We start from the raw sequence: 14558 nt of genomic DNA, 5'->3' as shown, positions 1-14558 counted from the left end.
TGTGGCCGCGCCCAGCAAGATCACCCGCAATCCGGAAGCGAGCCGTGCCAAGATCCTGGACGCGGCACGGATCGAATTCGTCTCCAACGGGCTTAACGGCGCGCGCGTCGATCGCATCGCCGAACAATCCGGTGTCAACAAGAACCTGATCTACCATTATTTCGGCTCCAAGGACGAGCTCTATCTGGCAGTACTCGAGCGCATCTATACGGACTTGCGTACTAAGCAGCAGGACGAAGACCTGCGCGGTCTGCCGCCGGTCGAAGGCATGAAGCGACTGGTCAGCAGCACGTTCGATCATTTCGTTGCGACGCCGGATCTAATCCGGTTGATGAGCATCGAGAACATCCATTATGCGCAGCACCTCAAAAGTTCGAGCACCATCAAGCCGCTCTATCGCGGGCTGCTCGACACGATCCAGATCCTGCTGAAACGCGGCCAGACCGAGGGTGTGTTTCGCGCCAATGTCGATGCGGTCGATCTCTATATGTCGATCTCCGGCCTCGCTTACTTCTTTCTGTCCAATCAGCACACATTATCCTGGCTGCTCGACCGCGATCTCGCGGCGCGCCGACGTGTGCTCAAGAGACGCCAGCACGTCGTCGAGATGGTGCTGAGCTATTTGACGCAGAATTCGCCGGCAGAAGCGGATGGCGCCGACACAGAGTAATCAAACCGGAGATTGGGATATGAGAAGGCTTTTTCTATCGACCCTGATGCTTCTAGGTGCTGCGGCCGGCGCGGGTGTTTCGCCTGCTCTGGCTCAGGATAAATTGTCGGTGCGGCTGGATTTCTCGCCGTGGGGCGTGCAGGCGGCCATGCATCTGGCTCAGAACCGCGGTTGGTTCAAGGAAGCCAAGCTCGATGTTGATATTCAGGATGGTCGCGGCTCTGGCAATACGATTCAGTTGGTCAATGCCGGGCAGGCGGATGTCGGTCAGGTTCAGGTGGGGTTGGTTGGCTCAGCGCGAGCCAAGGGCGCCACTATTCGCTCGATCGCGACGTTCCAGCGCAAGACCGATCTCTGCATTCTGGTCGACAAGACGTCGCCGATGGAGAGGGTCGCCGATTTGCGCGGTAAGAGCGTCGTCGTCTTTGCGGCAAGCCCATGGGCGCCCTTCATAGACGTCTATCTGAAATCCGGCGGACTGACGCGTGACGATCTCAAGGTTGAAGTTGTCGATCCGGCCGCATTGTGGGGCACCTATATTGCCAAGCGATCCGATGGTCTGATGTCGACCGTCGGTTCTGCGCTCCCGCTCGCGGAAGCGACCCGCCCGTCGAAGTGTCTGTTGGCATCTGATGCGGGCATTGCGTTCCCGAGCTACGGCCTGGTCGCACGCGACGAAGTGATCGCCAGCAAGGGACCGGCGTTGAAGCGTCTGATCGAGGTGCAGCAACGCGCTTGGCAGCATCTGCGTACCAATCCCGACGACGGCGTGAAGGCGATGATCGCCGAGCGTCCGGACGCCAAGCTGGACCCCGTGGTGCTGCTCGGACAGATCAAGCTGACGCTGGATTACTTCAATACGTCGGCGTCGCAGGGCAAGCCGATCGGCTGGCAGGCACAGGCGGACTGGGAAGCGGCGGGCAAGTCGATGGAGGCCGCGGGCGTATTGCCGGCCGGCTGGAAAGCGACGGACTACTACACCAACAGCCTCGTTGAGTAACATGGCGCCTCCTGCTTCATCAGAAACAGCGGCCTATGTTGCGCTCGGCCGCGTGGGGAAGACTTATGCCTCCCCGCGCGGGCCGGTCGCGGCGCTGGTCGATATCGATCTCGATATCCGGCCGCAGGAATTCGTCAGCGTGGTTGGCCCATCCGGCTGCGGCAAGAGCACCTTGCTGAAGCTGGTGGCCGGCCTCGAAGGGACGACCTTCGGAACGATCGACATTGGCGGCAAACCGCTCGACGGCACGCCGGATCGGCTTGGCGTCGTGTTCCAGCGCGATGTCCTGCTGGACTGGCGCACCATTCTCGACAATGTCCTGCTGTCGATCGAATTCACCCGCAAACCGACCGCCGATGAACGCGCGCGGGCGGTGGCTTTGCTGAACCGGTTTGGCCTCGGTGGCTTCGAGCATCGGTTTCCGTGGGAACTGTCGGGTGGTATGCGACAACGCGCATCGATCTGCCGGGCACTGCTGGCCGATCCCGACCTGCTGCTGATGGATGAACCATTTGGCGCGCTCGATGCCATGACCCGCGATGATCTCAACATCGAGCTCGCGCAGATCTGGCAGGATACGCGCAAGACGCTCTTGTTCATCACGCATTCGATTGCGGAAGCCGTTTTCCTGTCAGATCGCGTCGTCATGATGAGCAAGGCGCCGGGCATGGTGGTCGATGTCATCACCATCGACCTCCCGCGGCCACGCCTGCTTGCAGTGCGCGACACGCCGGAATTCGCCGCCTATGTGCACCGGATCCGTCACCACTTCGCCGAGTTGGGGATCGTCAAGGAATGATGCGTTTCGCAAGGCGTCTGTTTCTGGGCGATAACGAAACACGCGACGTCATCGTCGTGCTGGCCGGAGCTCTCGTTCTGTGGGAGATCGGGGTTCGCGTGTTCCAGCCGTCGCCGCTGATCCTGCCGGCGCCGTCGGCGATCTTTGCCGCGTTTCTGGAGACACCTGGGTTGTTCCTGCGTCATCTCGGCTTTACGCTCTGGATGACATGCCTCGGCTTTGTACTGGCGGTCGTCATCGGCGTCGCGCTGGCGGTTGGGATTGTCTATTCGAAATTCCTCGAGCGGACTATTTATACGCTGCTCGTGGCGCTCAACTCGATCCCGAAAGTGGCGCTGGCGCCGCTGTTCGTTATCTGGATGGGCACCGGTCCTGAGCCCAAGGTGGCGATTGCGTTAATGCTGGCGATCTTTCCGATCGTCATCGATATGGTTCTAGGCCTGCGGTCGGTGGATCCTGACATGCTGGCGCTGGCCAAGGTATCAAAGGCATCGCCTTGGGCCGTATTGATAAAAATCCGCTTTCCCTGCGCTTTGCCGAGTCTGTTCGCGGGCATGAAAGTGGCGATCTCGTTCGCGCTGGTGGGCGCCATCGTCGGAGAGTTCGTGGCCGGCAGCCGGGGGATCGGTTTTCAGATACTTGTTGCACAAGGGCAGTTCGATACGGTGCGTGTGTTCGTGTCGTTGCTGTTGTTGGGCGTGGTCGGAACAATCCTCTTCTTTCTCGTCGACTATGCTGAGCGGCTATCCCTGCCATGGCACGTCTCGCAACGCGGGCGTCATCAGTCATCCGCCGATCGGGCATGAACGGCGGCTCGCGATCACTCGGTACGCTTGCGCTGATAGTGACTGCGGCACTCTGGGGCAGCAACCATGTGGTCGCGCGGGCCGCGCGTGACGCGGCGCCTTTGCCGGCGCTGGTGTTCTGGCGCTGGCTGCCCGCTCTCGTCATTCTCACAGTCATTGCGTGGCCGTCCCTGCGGCGCGCCTGGCCTGAGATCCGGCCGCGGCTGGGCGAATTGACGATCGGTGGCGTTGTCGGCGTCGGCCTGTTTTCGTTTCTTCTGATCGGCGGAGCATATCAAAGCCCAGCCATCGAAGTGGGCTTCATCAATGCCACGACGCCGGTATGGGTCGTGTTGATCGGCTGGATCATGGGGCAGGGGCAGATCGCCCGAATGGGCCAAGGTGGGCTCGCTCTGGCTTTTGTCGGCACGCTCCTGATCATCAGCAAGGGCGATCTGCTGCGACTGACCGGGCTGCAACTGAATCTTGGAAATCTCTGGTCGCTTCTCGCAGCGATCTTCTTTGCGTGGTTCTCGATCCGTGTGCGGGAATGGTCGCGCGTAATCGAAACCTTGCCGCTCACGGTGGTGACTGCCTGGGCAGGTCTCCTGGTCGTGTCGTTGCCGGTCTATGTCACATGGGTTGCCAGCGGCGGTCCATGGTTCGCCTGGACCAACGCTGACATGGCCATAGCCCTAGGCGCGATCGCCTATACCGGATTGGGTCCTACCATGCTTGGTAACGTGTTCTATATCTACGGCGTAGCCACTAACGGACCGACGCGTGCTGCAGGATTTCTGTATCTCAGTCCGCTGTGTACGGCAGTGTTTTCGATCTGGTGGCTGGGCGAACATCTCGCCTGGTATCACGTCGTCGGGATCGCGGCGATTTTCGCCGGATTGATCCTGTTGGGACGCCTGGGGCGAGAGAGAAAGGCGATTTCGTAGCTACCGGATATTGCTGCGTAGAATGAAGCCAACCTTGAATTTGGAAACCCGGGTAGGTCTTCAGTGCCGAAGTTTATATCGCCTGCTGCCTTGCCAGCTTCGGCCTCATCCAGATCCCGGCCTACGATGTAAAGCGCCACCTCGACGCGGGCGAACTCGTCGAGGTGATGCCCCATCATCGAGCTGCGCCGATGCCATGGCACTGCTCTATCCACACCGTCAGCATCTCTCTCGGAGGTTTCAGGTCTTTGCGGACTGGCTGGGTGGACTGTTGAAACGTGAGCTGCTGTGATGGCGATAGGGCGGGAACTGGTGCTTGAATGGCTGGATCTCATCCCGCGGCGTTACAAGTGTATTTGAGCATTACCGCGAGCGCGTCGAAAGTTGATTGACCTGCGGCTCCATGGTCGCGCTCAGCGAGCTCCTCTCGCAGATGCCGCTCATCTAATAGGACGAAATGCAGAATCGACGAAGAGCCACGCAACGTCGCAGTGTATGGTCCAAGCGGTCTCCTCGTTGGTGGTCGTCAAATTGCTGGCGTTTTCATTCAACTCGTCTTCGAAGGTCGATATTTTTGTTTGCCGGTTCATAATACATCTGTTGGGTATGACCTGCGATTTAATTCGATAGCTGTGGATGGTAGGTGATGCTCCGCATTGCCGTCTGAATGGATCCTGACGCAATGACTGTCATTGGCGCTCGTGCAACCAGTGTAATTTCCCGGCGCCCTGCATAGTTTTGCTGCAACGAGGGATGAATTGAAGCAACTCTCGCCGTAACAACGTGCTTGACAGTATGGTCGTTCTAAGGGAGCTTAAACTGCAAGCGTTGGGCAGAGCTGCCCGATAACGCTACAAGTTCAAACCATTTCCAACACCGCGCTTCAAATTCAAGCGTGTCCAGTTGGTGGCGAGGGCGCCCACGGCTTCACAGCCGGCGGGCGCTTTTTTTGTTTTGGATCGGCTAATGGCGCGGAAGCACTATCGCATCGGCATAATGTTCTCGACGACAGGGTCCTACAGCGTCGTCGCACGCTCGATGCTGAACGGCGCGTTGCTGGCGTTCCAGGAGAATGCCGAGGCAGACGGTGCGGTGACGTTGGAGCCCGTCGTGGTGAACCCGTCGGGCGATCTTGAACGTTACCGCGCACTTAGCCTCGAGCTGCTTGGCGCCGGCATCCGCCAAGTTTTGGGCTGCTATACGTCTTCGAGTCGCAAGGAGGTCATTCCCTGCTTCGAGAAGTTTGACGGGTTGCTCTGGTATCCGTCGCATTATGAAGGGTTCGAGAGTTCGGACAATGTGATCTACACCGGAGCATCGCCCAACCAGCACGTGCTGCCACTGGTCGAGTATCTCGCCTCGCGGGTTGGTACTCGCGCATTCTGCGTCGGCTCCAACTACATCTGGGCTTGGGAGAACAACCGCATCTTCCGTGAGGCGCTGACCGCGCGGGGAGGCGCCGTGGTCGCAGAGCGATACCTGTCCGTGGGCGATACCGAATTCGACCAGGTGATATCGGCGATCCTTGAGCAGCGTCCAGATTTCGTCTTCAACAATCTGATCGGTACGAGCGCCTATGCCTTCTTCCGCGATTTCCGCGCGGCCTGCCGCGCGCGCGGTATCGATCAGGTCAATGAAATTCCGGTGGCCAGCTGCACGCTGTCAGAGCCGGAGCTTGCGGAGATTGGCGACGAGGCTATCGACGGGCACTTGAGCTCCAGCGTCTATTTCTCCTCGTTGGAATCTCCGGCGAATGCGGCATTCATCGCCGCCTATGCCAAGGCCTTCCCCGGCGGACCAGTATCGTCCGCCGACGCAGAAGCGTCCTACATCGCCGTCAAGCTTCTGGCCGCAGCATTGGAGCAGGCGGGTACCGATGATGCACGCGCCGTGCGCGCCGCGGTCGCCAGCCAGAGCTTGCTGGCGCCGCAGGGCGAGGTGCGCATTGATCCGCAAACCTATCACGCCTGGCTGACACCGCGGATCGCCCGTTCCACCCTCAATGGGCAGTTCGAAGTGCTGCTGGAGGCACGCAGCCCAATCGCGCCAGATCCCTATCTCGTTCAGTCGTCGCCGCGCTTTGCGAGTGCAATGCGCTCTCCCGTGCTCAGAGTGGTGCAATCATGACATCCCGGTTGCTGCAGAATTTCAAAGGCGGTCGCGCTCTTGTCGTCATCGGACGCGGTGGAAAAGAGGGCTCACTCGAGTCCACCCTCGCCAAACTTGGTGTGACGACCGAATATCCCGAGATCGTCGACGGCCGCGCGCAGATCGATGTCGGCAACCTGCAGTCCGAGCGCGATATCCTGTTCATTGACGGCGATCTCGAAGGCGCGGTGGCGATTGAGGTCAATCCCATCTCACGCCTGCCGCCGGTGCCGGTGATCGGTCTGGTCGGCGTTGAGGCGCCGAGCCGTCTGAAGGCGTTGGTCAATCTCGGCGCGACTTCCTTCCTGCGTAAGCCGGTCCACGGCGGCGCCGTCTACACCTCACTGTTCATGGGCGTGAACCAGTTCATGTTGCGTAGCGATATGCATGCCCGCCTTCAGGATCTCGAAGAACGCCGTCGTAGCCGTCGCGCGGTGATCCGCGCGGTGATCTTCTTGATGCAGCAAGACGGTCTCGATGAAGAGAGCGCCTATTCCCAGCTTCGCCGCGAGAGCATGCGCGCGCGGCAGAACTTGGAACTCTACTGCGAGGAATTTCTGAGCAGGCGGGCAAGTGCGCCCGACATTCCCGGCCGCGCGACCAGCATCACGCTGCGAGGCGGCAACAAGCAAGCGATGTAGGAGACACCAACATGACCAAGAATGTGTTGCGGGGGCTGCGCGCCGTAGCCCTCACGGGGACGCTTGTTCTCGCGACAGGTGCGGCGTTTGCGCAAACCCCGATCAAGCTCGGGGTGCTGGAGGACCAGTCCGGCGATTTCGCGGTGGCTACCATCGGAAAAGTGCATGCGATCCAACTCGCGGCCGAAGAGATCAACAAGGCCGGTGGTATCGACGGCCGGCCGCTTGAGCTGGTCGCCTACGACACCCAGTCCGACAACACACGCTATCAGGAATTCATGCGCCGTGTGCTCCAGCGCGACAAGGTCGACGTAGTATTCGCTGGCTTCTCGTCCGCTTCGCGCGAGGCCTATCGCCCGATCGTCGATCAGTTCAACGGCTTCGCATTCTACAACAATCAGTACGAAGGCGGCGTTTGCGACGGCCATATGATTGTCACCGGTGCGGTGCCGGAACAGCAGTTCTCCACGCTCATTCCCTACATGATGGAGAAGTACGGCAAGAACGTCTACACGCTCGCCGCGGATTACAATTTCGGCCAGATATCGGCGGAGTGGGTGCGCAACATCGTCAAGGAGAACGGCGGCAAGATGGCCGGTGAGGAGTTCATCCCGCTCGGCGTGTCCCAGTTCTCACAGAGCATCCAGAATATCCAGAAAGCAAAGCCTGATTTTGTGGTGACGCTGCTGGTTGGCACTGCGCAGGCTTCCTATTACGAGCAGGCGGCATCCGCCAACGTCAATCTGCCGATGGCCTCGTCGGTCAACGTCGGGCAGGGCTACGAACACAAACGCTTCAAGCCGCCAAGCCTGAAGGACATGTACGTCACGACCAACTACATCGAGGAAATCGATACCCCGGCCAGCAAGGCATTCTACACCAAGTTCAAGGCCAAGTTCCCTAACGAGCCCTATGTGAACCAGGAAGCCGAGAATTCCTATCTCGCAGTCTATCTCTATAAGCAGATGGTCGAACGGGCGAAGTCGACCAAGCGGGAAGATATCCGCAAGGTAATCGCGGTCGGTGATGTCTGCATGGATGCGCCGGAGGGCAAGGTCTGTATCGACCCGAAGAGCCAGCATATGTCGCACACCATTTATCTCGCCAAGGTCGGGGCCGATCATTCGATCTCGTTTCCGAAAGTGTGGGAGGGCATCAAGCCGTACTGGCTGGGCGATGCCGGTTGCGATCTGACCAAGAAGGATCCTATGGCGCAGTACACGCCCTCGAACCCGCCGCCGAAACCCTGACATCGGCGTCGGCGCCGTCCCGGCAGGTACGTCTGCCTGCCGGGACAGTGTTCTCGAAGAGCTGAAGTTTCCCTCGCATTTCGAATTTGCATCATCCCGGTTGGTTCATGGACATCGCAACGCATATATTCTCGGCGCTCTATCAGTTCGGCGATGCATTCGCTTTTCTCGTGCTGTCGGCATGCGGACTCGCGGTGATCTTCGGCATGATGGGCGTGATCAATCTCGCCCATGGCGAGTTCATCATGTGCGGCGCCTATGTGACGGCTTCCACCGTCCATCTCGGCCTGCCGCTGCCGCTGGCGATCTTGGCCGGGGCCATCGTCGCCGCGTTGGTCGGCGCGCTAGTCGAACTCGTGGTGATCCGCCATCTCTATGACCGGCCGCTCGACACCATCGTGGCAACCTGGGGCCTGAGCCTCATTGCGACCCAGGGGACGCTGATCTTGGTGGGCTCGTCCATGGCCGGCGTCGGAACGCCGTTCGGCAGCTTTCAGGTTGGCGAGTATTCTTATTCCATCTATCGCCTCGTGCTGTTTGCCTCCGCGCTCGGCGTACTCGGCGGCCTCTATATGCTGTTCAACTGGACGCGCTTCGGCGTGCTTGCCCGCGCCACCATCCAGGTGCCGCACATGGCCGCGGCTCTCGGTGTCGATACCCGCCTGATCTACAGTCTCACCTTTGCCTGCGGTGCCGGGCTCGCCGGTCTTGCAGGTGGCCTGTACGCGCCCACCATGACGCTGGTGCCGACGATGGGCGCCACCTTCATCATGGAGGCCTTCGTCACCGTGGTGATTGGTGGGGCCGACGTATTCCTCGGTACCGCGCCGGCCGGCGCGATCCTCGCGGTGGTGAAGTCGGTGATGACCTCCTGGCAGGGACAATTGTTTGGCCAGATCGGTTTGCTGGTCGCCGTGATCATCGTTGTCCGGGTCCTGCCGAAAGGCATCTCCGGCTTCCTGCTGCGCGAACGAACCTGAAGGATCCGCAGCTGTGAACGGTTTGCCTGGTTTCCTCCGCCGCCTCGAAGGCCCGCAGACTGTGGGTCGTGGTCCGGCGTTCTGGATTACGTTCGCCATCGTGTTCGCGATTGCCTGCGCCTATCCGTTGTTCAGCGACGGTTATACGGTCGGCAATACCGTGTATTTCTTCGTCTGGGTGTTCATCGCGCTCAGCCTGTGTGTGATCTGGGGCTATGGCGGTTCGCTCTCGTTCGGGCAGACCGCTTTTTTTGGCATTGCCGGTTATAGCTACGGCATCCTCACGCTCAATTTCGGCTCGGCTTATGGGTTCACCTTGGTCGCGCTGGTGCTGGCGGTCGCGATCGCCGCGCTGTTTGCGTTGCTGCTCGGCTATTTCATGTTCTTCGGCCGTATCGCCGGCGTCTTCCTCGGTATTGTCACGCTGGCGGTGACGCTGATGCTGGAGCGCTTTATGGCCCAGACCGCGGGCCCTGAGTGGCGCATCGGCGCGGCGCGCCTCAACGGCTTTAATGGCATGAGCGCGATGCCGCCGCTAACGATCCCATGGTCCGGTGGCGACATCGTGTTGTTGGCCGATATCGGACTCTATTACGCCGTGCTGGGATTGCTGCTGCTGGTCTATCTCGGCCTGCGCATCCTGATGAACTCCTCGTTTGGCAATGTCATCGTTGCGATCCGCGAGAATCCGGAGCGCGCGGAGATGCTGGGCTACGACGTGCGCAAATATCAGCTCATCACCTTCGTGATCGGAGCGGCGCTCGCGGGCATTTCCGGCGTGCTTTACACGGCGTGGGGACAGTACATCACGCCGTCGAGCATGGGCATGACCGCGGCCGCGCTGCCGTTGATCTGGGTCGCGGTCGGCGGCCGCAGCGATCTCACGTCGACCGTGATCGGCACGCTGGTGGTGCTCGCGGCCTTCCAGGCCCTGACCATTTACGGCAGCCAATACGCGCTGGTGTTCATGGGTGTGCTGCTGGTACTGACCGTGCTGATCGCGCCGAACGGGCTCGTGCTCGGTGCCATGAATCTGATTTCCCGGCTCGTTGCGCGCCGCAGCAAGGGAGACGTCTGATGGCGCTTCTCGAGCTTCGCGGACTCAATAAACATTTCGGCGGCTTGCATGTCACCAATTCGGTCGATCTCGTGCTTGAGGCCGGTGAAATCCATTGCCTGATCGGTCCGAACGGTGCGGGGAAGAGTACGCTGTTCAGGTTGATCCTAGGCGAACACCATCCCGGTAGCGGCGATATTCTGTTCGCCGGCGAGAACATCACTGCGCTGAAACCGTTCGCGCGCATTCACCGCGGGCTGTCGGTCAAATTCCAGGTGCCTGGCGTATTCAAGGGATTGTCTGTCCGACAAAACCTCGAAATCGCCCTGCAGCGGACGCATCGCAGCGTTGAGCTCGCGCGCGGGATCGATCGGTTGCTGACGTTCCTCAACCTTGAAGCCGAGCAGATGCAGACCGCCGGGAATCTGAGCCACGGCCAGAAGCAGTGGCTCGAAATCGGCATGGCGATCAGCCTGAAGCCGCAACTGTTGCTGCTCGACGAGCCGACTGCGGGCATGTCGCCGGAAGAAACGCATCAGACGGGCGAGATGGTGCAGCGATTGAATGCGGACGGCATGACAGTGTTGGCGATCGAGCACGACATGGCCTTCGTGCGCCAGGTCGCGCAGCGCGTCACGGTGCTGCATCTTGGACAGGTCTTCGCGCAAGGCTCGATCGATGAGATCGTCGCCGACGAACGCGTCGCCGCTATCTATCTGGGGCAGGCCCATGCGTAAGGAAGTCATTCTCTCGACGCAGGCCTTGCGCGCCGGTTACGGCGGCAAGCCGGTGTTGCAGGGCCTCGAAATCGAGGTGTGGGAGAGCGAGATCGTCGCTGTGATCGGCCGCAACGGCGTCGGCAAATCGACGCTGATGAAAAGCCTGATTGGCCTCGTGCCGGCGATGAGCGGTTCGATTGTCTATCGCGGCGAGGCCGTCGAACTGTTGCCGCCGCACAAACGGGCGCGGCTTGGCATGGGTTATGTGCCACAGGGGCGCGACGTGTTTCCGCGCCTGACGGTGGCCGAAAACATCGCCGTCGGCGCTGCGATCAAGGGCGATATCCCCGAGGAGGGACGGCGGCGGATCGTGGAAGCCTTTCCGATCCTCGCGGAGCGCTGGAGCCAGCGTGCCGGCACCATGTCCGGTGGCCAGCAGCAGCAACTCGCCATCGGGCGTGTGCTGATTGCCGATCCCCACCTCATTTTGCTCGATGAGCCATCCGAAGGCATTCAGCCGAATATCGTTCAGGACATTGCCCGCAACATGGTCGAACTCAACCGCAGCACCGGCGTCACTATCATCCTGGTCGAGCAGAATCTCGACATGATCCGCGCCATGGCGCAGCGCTGCTACGTGATGGACAAGGGGCGCATCGTCGCAAGCCTCGATCGGGCCGCGCTCGACGATCAGGCAGAAATGCGCCGTCATCTCGCGGTCTGAAACCAACCCACGCCCATAACAACACAGAGACGAAGGAGTGAATCGATGGCCTGGCAGGAAAATTCGATCATGGCGAGCAAGGGCGTCGCCAAGGGAAAACCCGGCACCCATCACATGATCACCGAACAGGATCAGGGCAAGTACCACTATGTCTATGGCCCTTACGTAGGGCCTGTGCTGACGGTCGATCCCGGCGCTGTGGTCTCCGCCGAAACCCATGATGCGTTCGAGGGCGCCATCAAGCACGAGACCGACATCCCCTCGAAGATTCTCAACTTTCCCTTTCTCAACCCGCAGAACGGGCCGATCTGGATCAACGGAGCCGAGAAGGGCGATACGCTCGCGGTCTATATCGAGAGCATCGTGCCGCGTGGGCCGCAACCGCGCGGCACCACTGTCGTCATGCCGGAATTCGGCGGGCTGGTCGGCACCGGCCAGACCGCGTTGCTCAATCCGGCTTTGCCCGAGCGCGTCAAGAAGCTCGAGATCACTCTCGAGAACGGCACCAAATGGAACGACAAGATCACGCTGCCCTATGAGCCGTTCATCGGCACCATCGGCACTTCGCCGGAGATCGAGGCGATTTCGTCGCTGGTGCCGGACTATTACGGCGGCAACATGGACCTGCCCGACGTCGGTGTCGGTGCGGTGATCTATCTGCCGGTCAATACCAAGGGCGCGTTGCTCTATCTCGGTGACTGCCACGCGGCGCAGGGCGACGGCGAACTCTGCGGCGTCGCGATCGAGCATCCGACCGTGACCACGGTCCAGATTGATCTGATCAAGGGCTGGAGCATTGCTTGGCCGCGGCTGGAGACCAAGGACTTCATCATGACGATCGGCTCGGCGCGGCCGATGGAAGATGCTGCGCGCATCGCCTATCGCGAGCTTTGCCGTTGGATGACGGCCGATTACGGCTTTGAGGAGATCGATGCCTACATGCTACTGACCCAGACCGGCCGCGTCCGGCTCGGCAACATGGTGGATCCGAAATATACGCTCGGCGCTTCGATCAAGAAATCATTTTTGGTCTAAAAGGGTAAGCCGATCATGTCGCGCGTGCACAAGGTTGCCACGGTTCAGTTCGAACCGACCATGTTCGAGAAGGAGCGCAATATCGCGCGGCTGCTCGAACTCTGCGAAGCGGCGGCGACAGCGGGCGCCCGGCTCATCGTTACGCCGGAGATGGGCACCACGGGCTATTGCTGGTTCGACCGGGCTGAGGTCGCACCGTTCGTCGAGACGATCCCGGGGCCGACCACGGATCGCTTCGCAGCGCTCGCGCGGAAACATGACTGCTACATTGTTGTCGGCATGCCGGAGGTCGATAGCGACAGCATCTATTTCAACTCTGCGGTGCTGATCGGACCCGAAGGTGTGATTGGCCAGCATCGCAAGACGCATCCCTATATTGCGGAGCCGAAATGGTCGGCGGCAGGCGATCTCGGCCATCAGGTCTTAGACACGCCGATCGGGCGCATCGCGCTGCTGATCTGCATGGACATCCACTTTGTGGAGACCGCGCGTCTCGTCGCCTTGCAGGGCGCCGACGTGATCTGCCATATCTCGAACTGGCTCGCTGAGCGCACACCGGCTCCGTATTGGATCAGCCGGGCGTTCGAGAACGGTTGCTATCTGATCGAAAGCAATCGGTGGGGACTTGAACGCACCGTCCAGTTCAGCGGCGGCAGTTGCGTGATCGCGCCGGACGGAACAATTGCGGCCCTGATCGATGGCGGGGACGGCTTCGCACTAGCTGACATGGATCTGGACGCGTCCCGCGCGCGGCGTGTTGGCGGTGAAGCCGTGTTCTCTCAGCGCCGCCCCGAACTCTATGCGGGGCTGCTGTCCAATACGTTCAGCTGGAATCCTCGCGATTTCTTCAAGTTGTACGGCCACAAGCCCTGGCCGACGGGGCGGACGTCGCGGGTTGCGGTCGCGCAGATGAGTCCCGGTGATGACGTCGAAGCAAATCTCGCGCGCATCACCTCGCTTGCGCGGCAGGCGGAGCTTGAGGGCAAGGCCGACCTCGTCGTGTTTCCGGAACTCGCGCTGAGCGGCCTCAACAATCCCGGCGCGCGAGCGCAGACTGTTCCGGGGCCGGAGACCGATCAGCTCTGCCGTCTGGCCGCCCAGCTCAAGGTGTATCTTGTCGTCGGCATCGCCGAGCGTAACGGCGATGCGATCTACAACAGCGCGTGCCTGATCGGGCCAGAAGGCCTTGTCGCGGTTTACCGCAAGACCCACTTGACGGAATCCGAGCGTGCCTGGGCGCGTCACGGCGATGACTGGGTGGTGGCCGACACGTCGGTCGGGCGCATCGGCCTTCTGATCGGTCACGATGCATCGTTTCCTGAAGCCGGCCGCATCCTTGCGCTGAAGGGGTGTGATCTCATCGTCTGCGCGGCAGCGATTAAGGAACGTTTCAGCACCCCGCATGTGGGATCGCTTGTGTCGCAGAACTATCCGATCCCGACCGGCGCCGATCTCTATCACTGGCATCACTTCCGGGTTCGCGCCGGCGAGAACAACGTGTTTTTTGCGTTCTCGAATGTGTTCGATCCCGGCAACGGATATCCAGGCCTCAGCGGCGTGTTCGGCCCCGACACCTTCGAGTTTCCGCGTCGGGAAGCCATCGCGGCGGATACCGAAGGGACGGCGACGGCGGTGGTGGACACCACGAATCTCGACACCGTCTATCCGACCAACGTTGTGCGCCGGAAAGATCTGGTTGCTATGCGGATGCCGCACAGCTACCGCGGGTTGATCACGAAGGCTGCGGGGTGGTACGCGCGAGAGCACCGATGACAATCGTGCAAGCCGAGCAGTCAGGCATCT

The 14558-nt window shown here is 60.7% G+C and carries 14 protein-coding genes and 1 pseudogene; all 15 read left to right on the top strand.

From position 1 onward, the window contains the following. Window position 1 precedes the first annotated feature (1 nt). The 15 genes and pseudogenes from AB8B02_RS14840 (at window position 2) to AB8B02_RS14770 (ending at window position 14528) form a co-directional block, all read left to right on the top strand. A complete protein-coding gene (locus tag AB8B02_RS14840; protein ID WP_244558570.1) occupies window positions 2-670 on the top strand; it encodes a TetR/AcrR family transcriptional regulator in 669 nt (222 codons plus the stop codon). 19 nt (window positions 671-689) lie between these two features. Next, the gene (locus AB8B02_RS14835) at window positions 690-1670 is read left to right on the top strand and encodes an ABC transporter substrate-binding protein (protein ID WP_439064288.1); all 981 of its coding nucleotides are present in this window, start codon (window positions 690-692) and stop codon (window positions 1668-1670) included. 1 nt (window position 1671) lies between these two features. After that, window positions 1672-2469 carry an ABC transporter ATP-binding protein gene (locus AB8B02_RS14830; protein WP_120292923.1) on the top strand — a complete coding sequence of 266 codons (798 nt, stop codon included), beginning with the start codon at window positions 1672-1674 and terminating at the stop codon, window positions 2467-2469. Next, window positions 2466-3275, top strand: coding sequence for an ABC transporter permease (locus AB8B02_RS14825; RefSeq protein ID WP_089267928.1), 810 nt, complete (start codon window positions 2466-2468; stop codon window positions 3273-3275). Before AB8B02_RS14830 ends, AB8B02_RS14825 begins: the two co-directional genes overlap by 4 nt. Then, window positions 3224-4201, top strand: a complete 978-nt coding sequence (locus AB8B02_RS14820) for a DMT family transporter (protein ID WP_309944898.1) — start codon at window positions 3224-3226, stop codon at window positions 4199-4201. The genes AB8B02_RS14825 and AB8B02_RS14820 overlap by 52 nt, the downstream gene beginning before the upstream one ends. Before the next feature lie 56 nt (window positions 4202-4257). Continuing rightward, window positions 4258-4493 (top strand): annotated as a pseudogene (locus AB8B02_RS14815) (LysR substrate-binding domain-containing protein); the annotation flags it as partial. Window positions 4494-5167: 674 nt separating this feature from the next. Next, complete coding sequence (locus tag AB8B02_RS14810; protein WP_439064287.1) at window positions 5168-6328, top strand: transporter substrate-binding domain-containing protein; 1161 nt, start codon at window positions 5168-5170, stop codon at window positions 6326-6328. After that, entirely contained in the window at window positions 6325-6990 is a 666-nt protein-coding gene (locus AB8B02_RS14805) for an ANTAR domain-containing response regulator (protein ID WP_309944902.1), read from the top strand. Before AB8B02_RS14810 ends, AB8B02_RS14805 begins: the two co-directional genes overlap by 4 nt. Window positions 6991-7001: 11 nt before the next feature. Next, window positions 7002-8240: an urea ABC transporter substrate-binding protein gene (locus tag AB8B02_RS14800; protein ID WP_120292931.1), complete on the top strand. Its 1239-nt coding sequence runs from the start codon at window positions 7002-7004 to the stop codon at window positions 8238-8240. Window positions 8241-8347: 107 nt separating this feature from the next. Further along, on the top strand, window positions 8348-9220 hold the full coding sequence (locus tag AB8B02_RS14795; protein ID WP_089267934.1) for an ABC transporter permease subunit: 873 nt from the start codon (window positions 8348-8350) through the stop codon (window positions 9218-9220). Between the two features lie 13 nt (window positions 9221-9233). Next, window positions 9234-10298 (top strand): branched-chain amino acid ABC transporter permease, encoded by a 1065-nt coding sequence (locus AB8B02_RS14790; protein ID WP_439064286.1) that lies wholly within the window; start codon window positions 9234-9236, stop codon window positions 10296-10298. Next, a complete protein-coding gene (locus AB8B02_RS14785; RefSeq protein ID WP_120292935.1) occupies window positions 10298-11014 on the top strand; it encodes an ABC transporter ATP-binding protein in 717 nt (238 codons plus the stop codon). Before AB8B02_RS14790 ends, AB8B02_RS14785 begins: the two co-directional genes overlap by 1 nt. Then, window positions 11007-11720 (top strand): ABC transporter ATP-binding protein, encoded by a 714-nt coding sequence (locus AB8B02_RS14780; protein ID WP_175365722.1) that lies wholly within the window; start codon window positions 11007-11009, stop codon window positions 11718-11720. Before AB8B02_RS14785 ends, AB8B02_RS14780 begins: the two co-directional genes overlap by 8 nt. A gap of 45 nt (window positions 11721-11765) precedes the next feature. After that, window positions 11766-12755 (top strand): acetamidase/formamidase family protein, encoded by a 990-nt coding sequence (locus AB8B02_RS14775; RefSeq protein ID WP_120292939.1) that lies wholly within the window; start codon window positions 11766-11768, stop codon window positions 12753-12755. Window positions 12756-12770: 15 nt separating this feature from the next. Continuing rightward, window positions 12771-14528 carry a nitrilase-related carbon-nitrogen hydrolase gene (locus AB8B02_RS14770; RefSeq protein WP_175365720.1) on the top strand — a complete coding sequence of 586 codons (1758 nt, stop codon included), beginning with the start codon at window positions 12771-12773 and terminating at the stop codon, window positions 14526-14528. The last annotated feature ends 30 nt before the right edge of the window (window positions 14529-14558 follow it).

Origin of the sequence: Tardiphaga sp. 862_B3_N4_1 (assembly GCF_051811085.1) — a bacterium.
Lineage (GTDB): Bacteria > Pseudomonadota > Alphaproteobacteria > Rhizobiales > Xanthobacteraceae > Tardiphaga > Tardiphaga robiniae.
The sequence above is the reverse complement of the archived record's forward strand: the minus strand, read 5'-3'. Positions and strand labels throughout refer to the sequence as shown.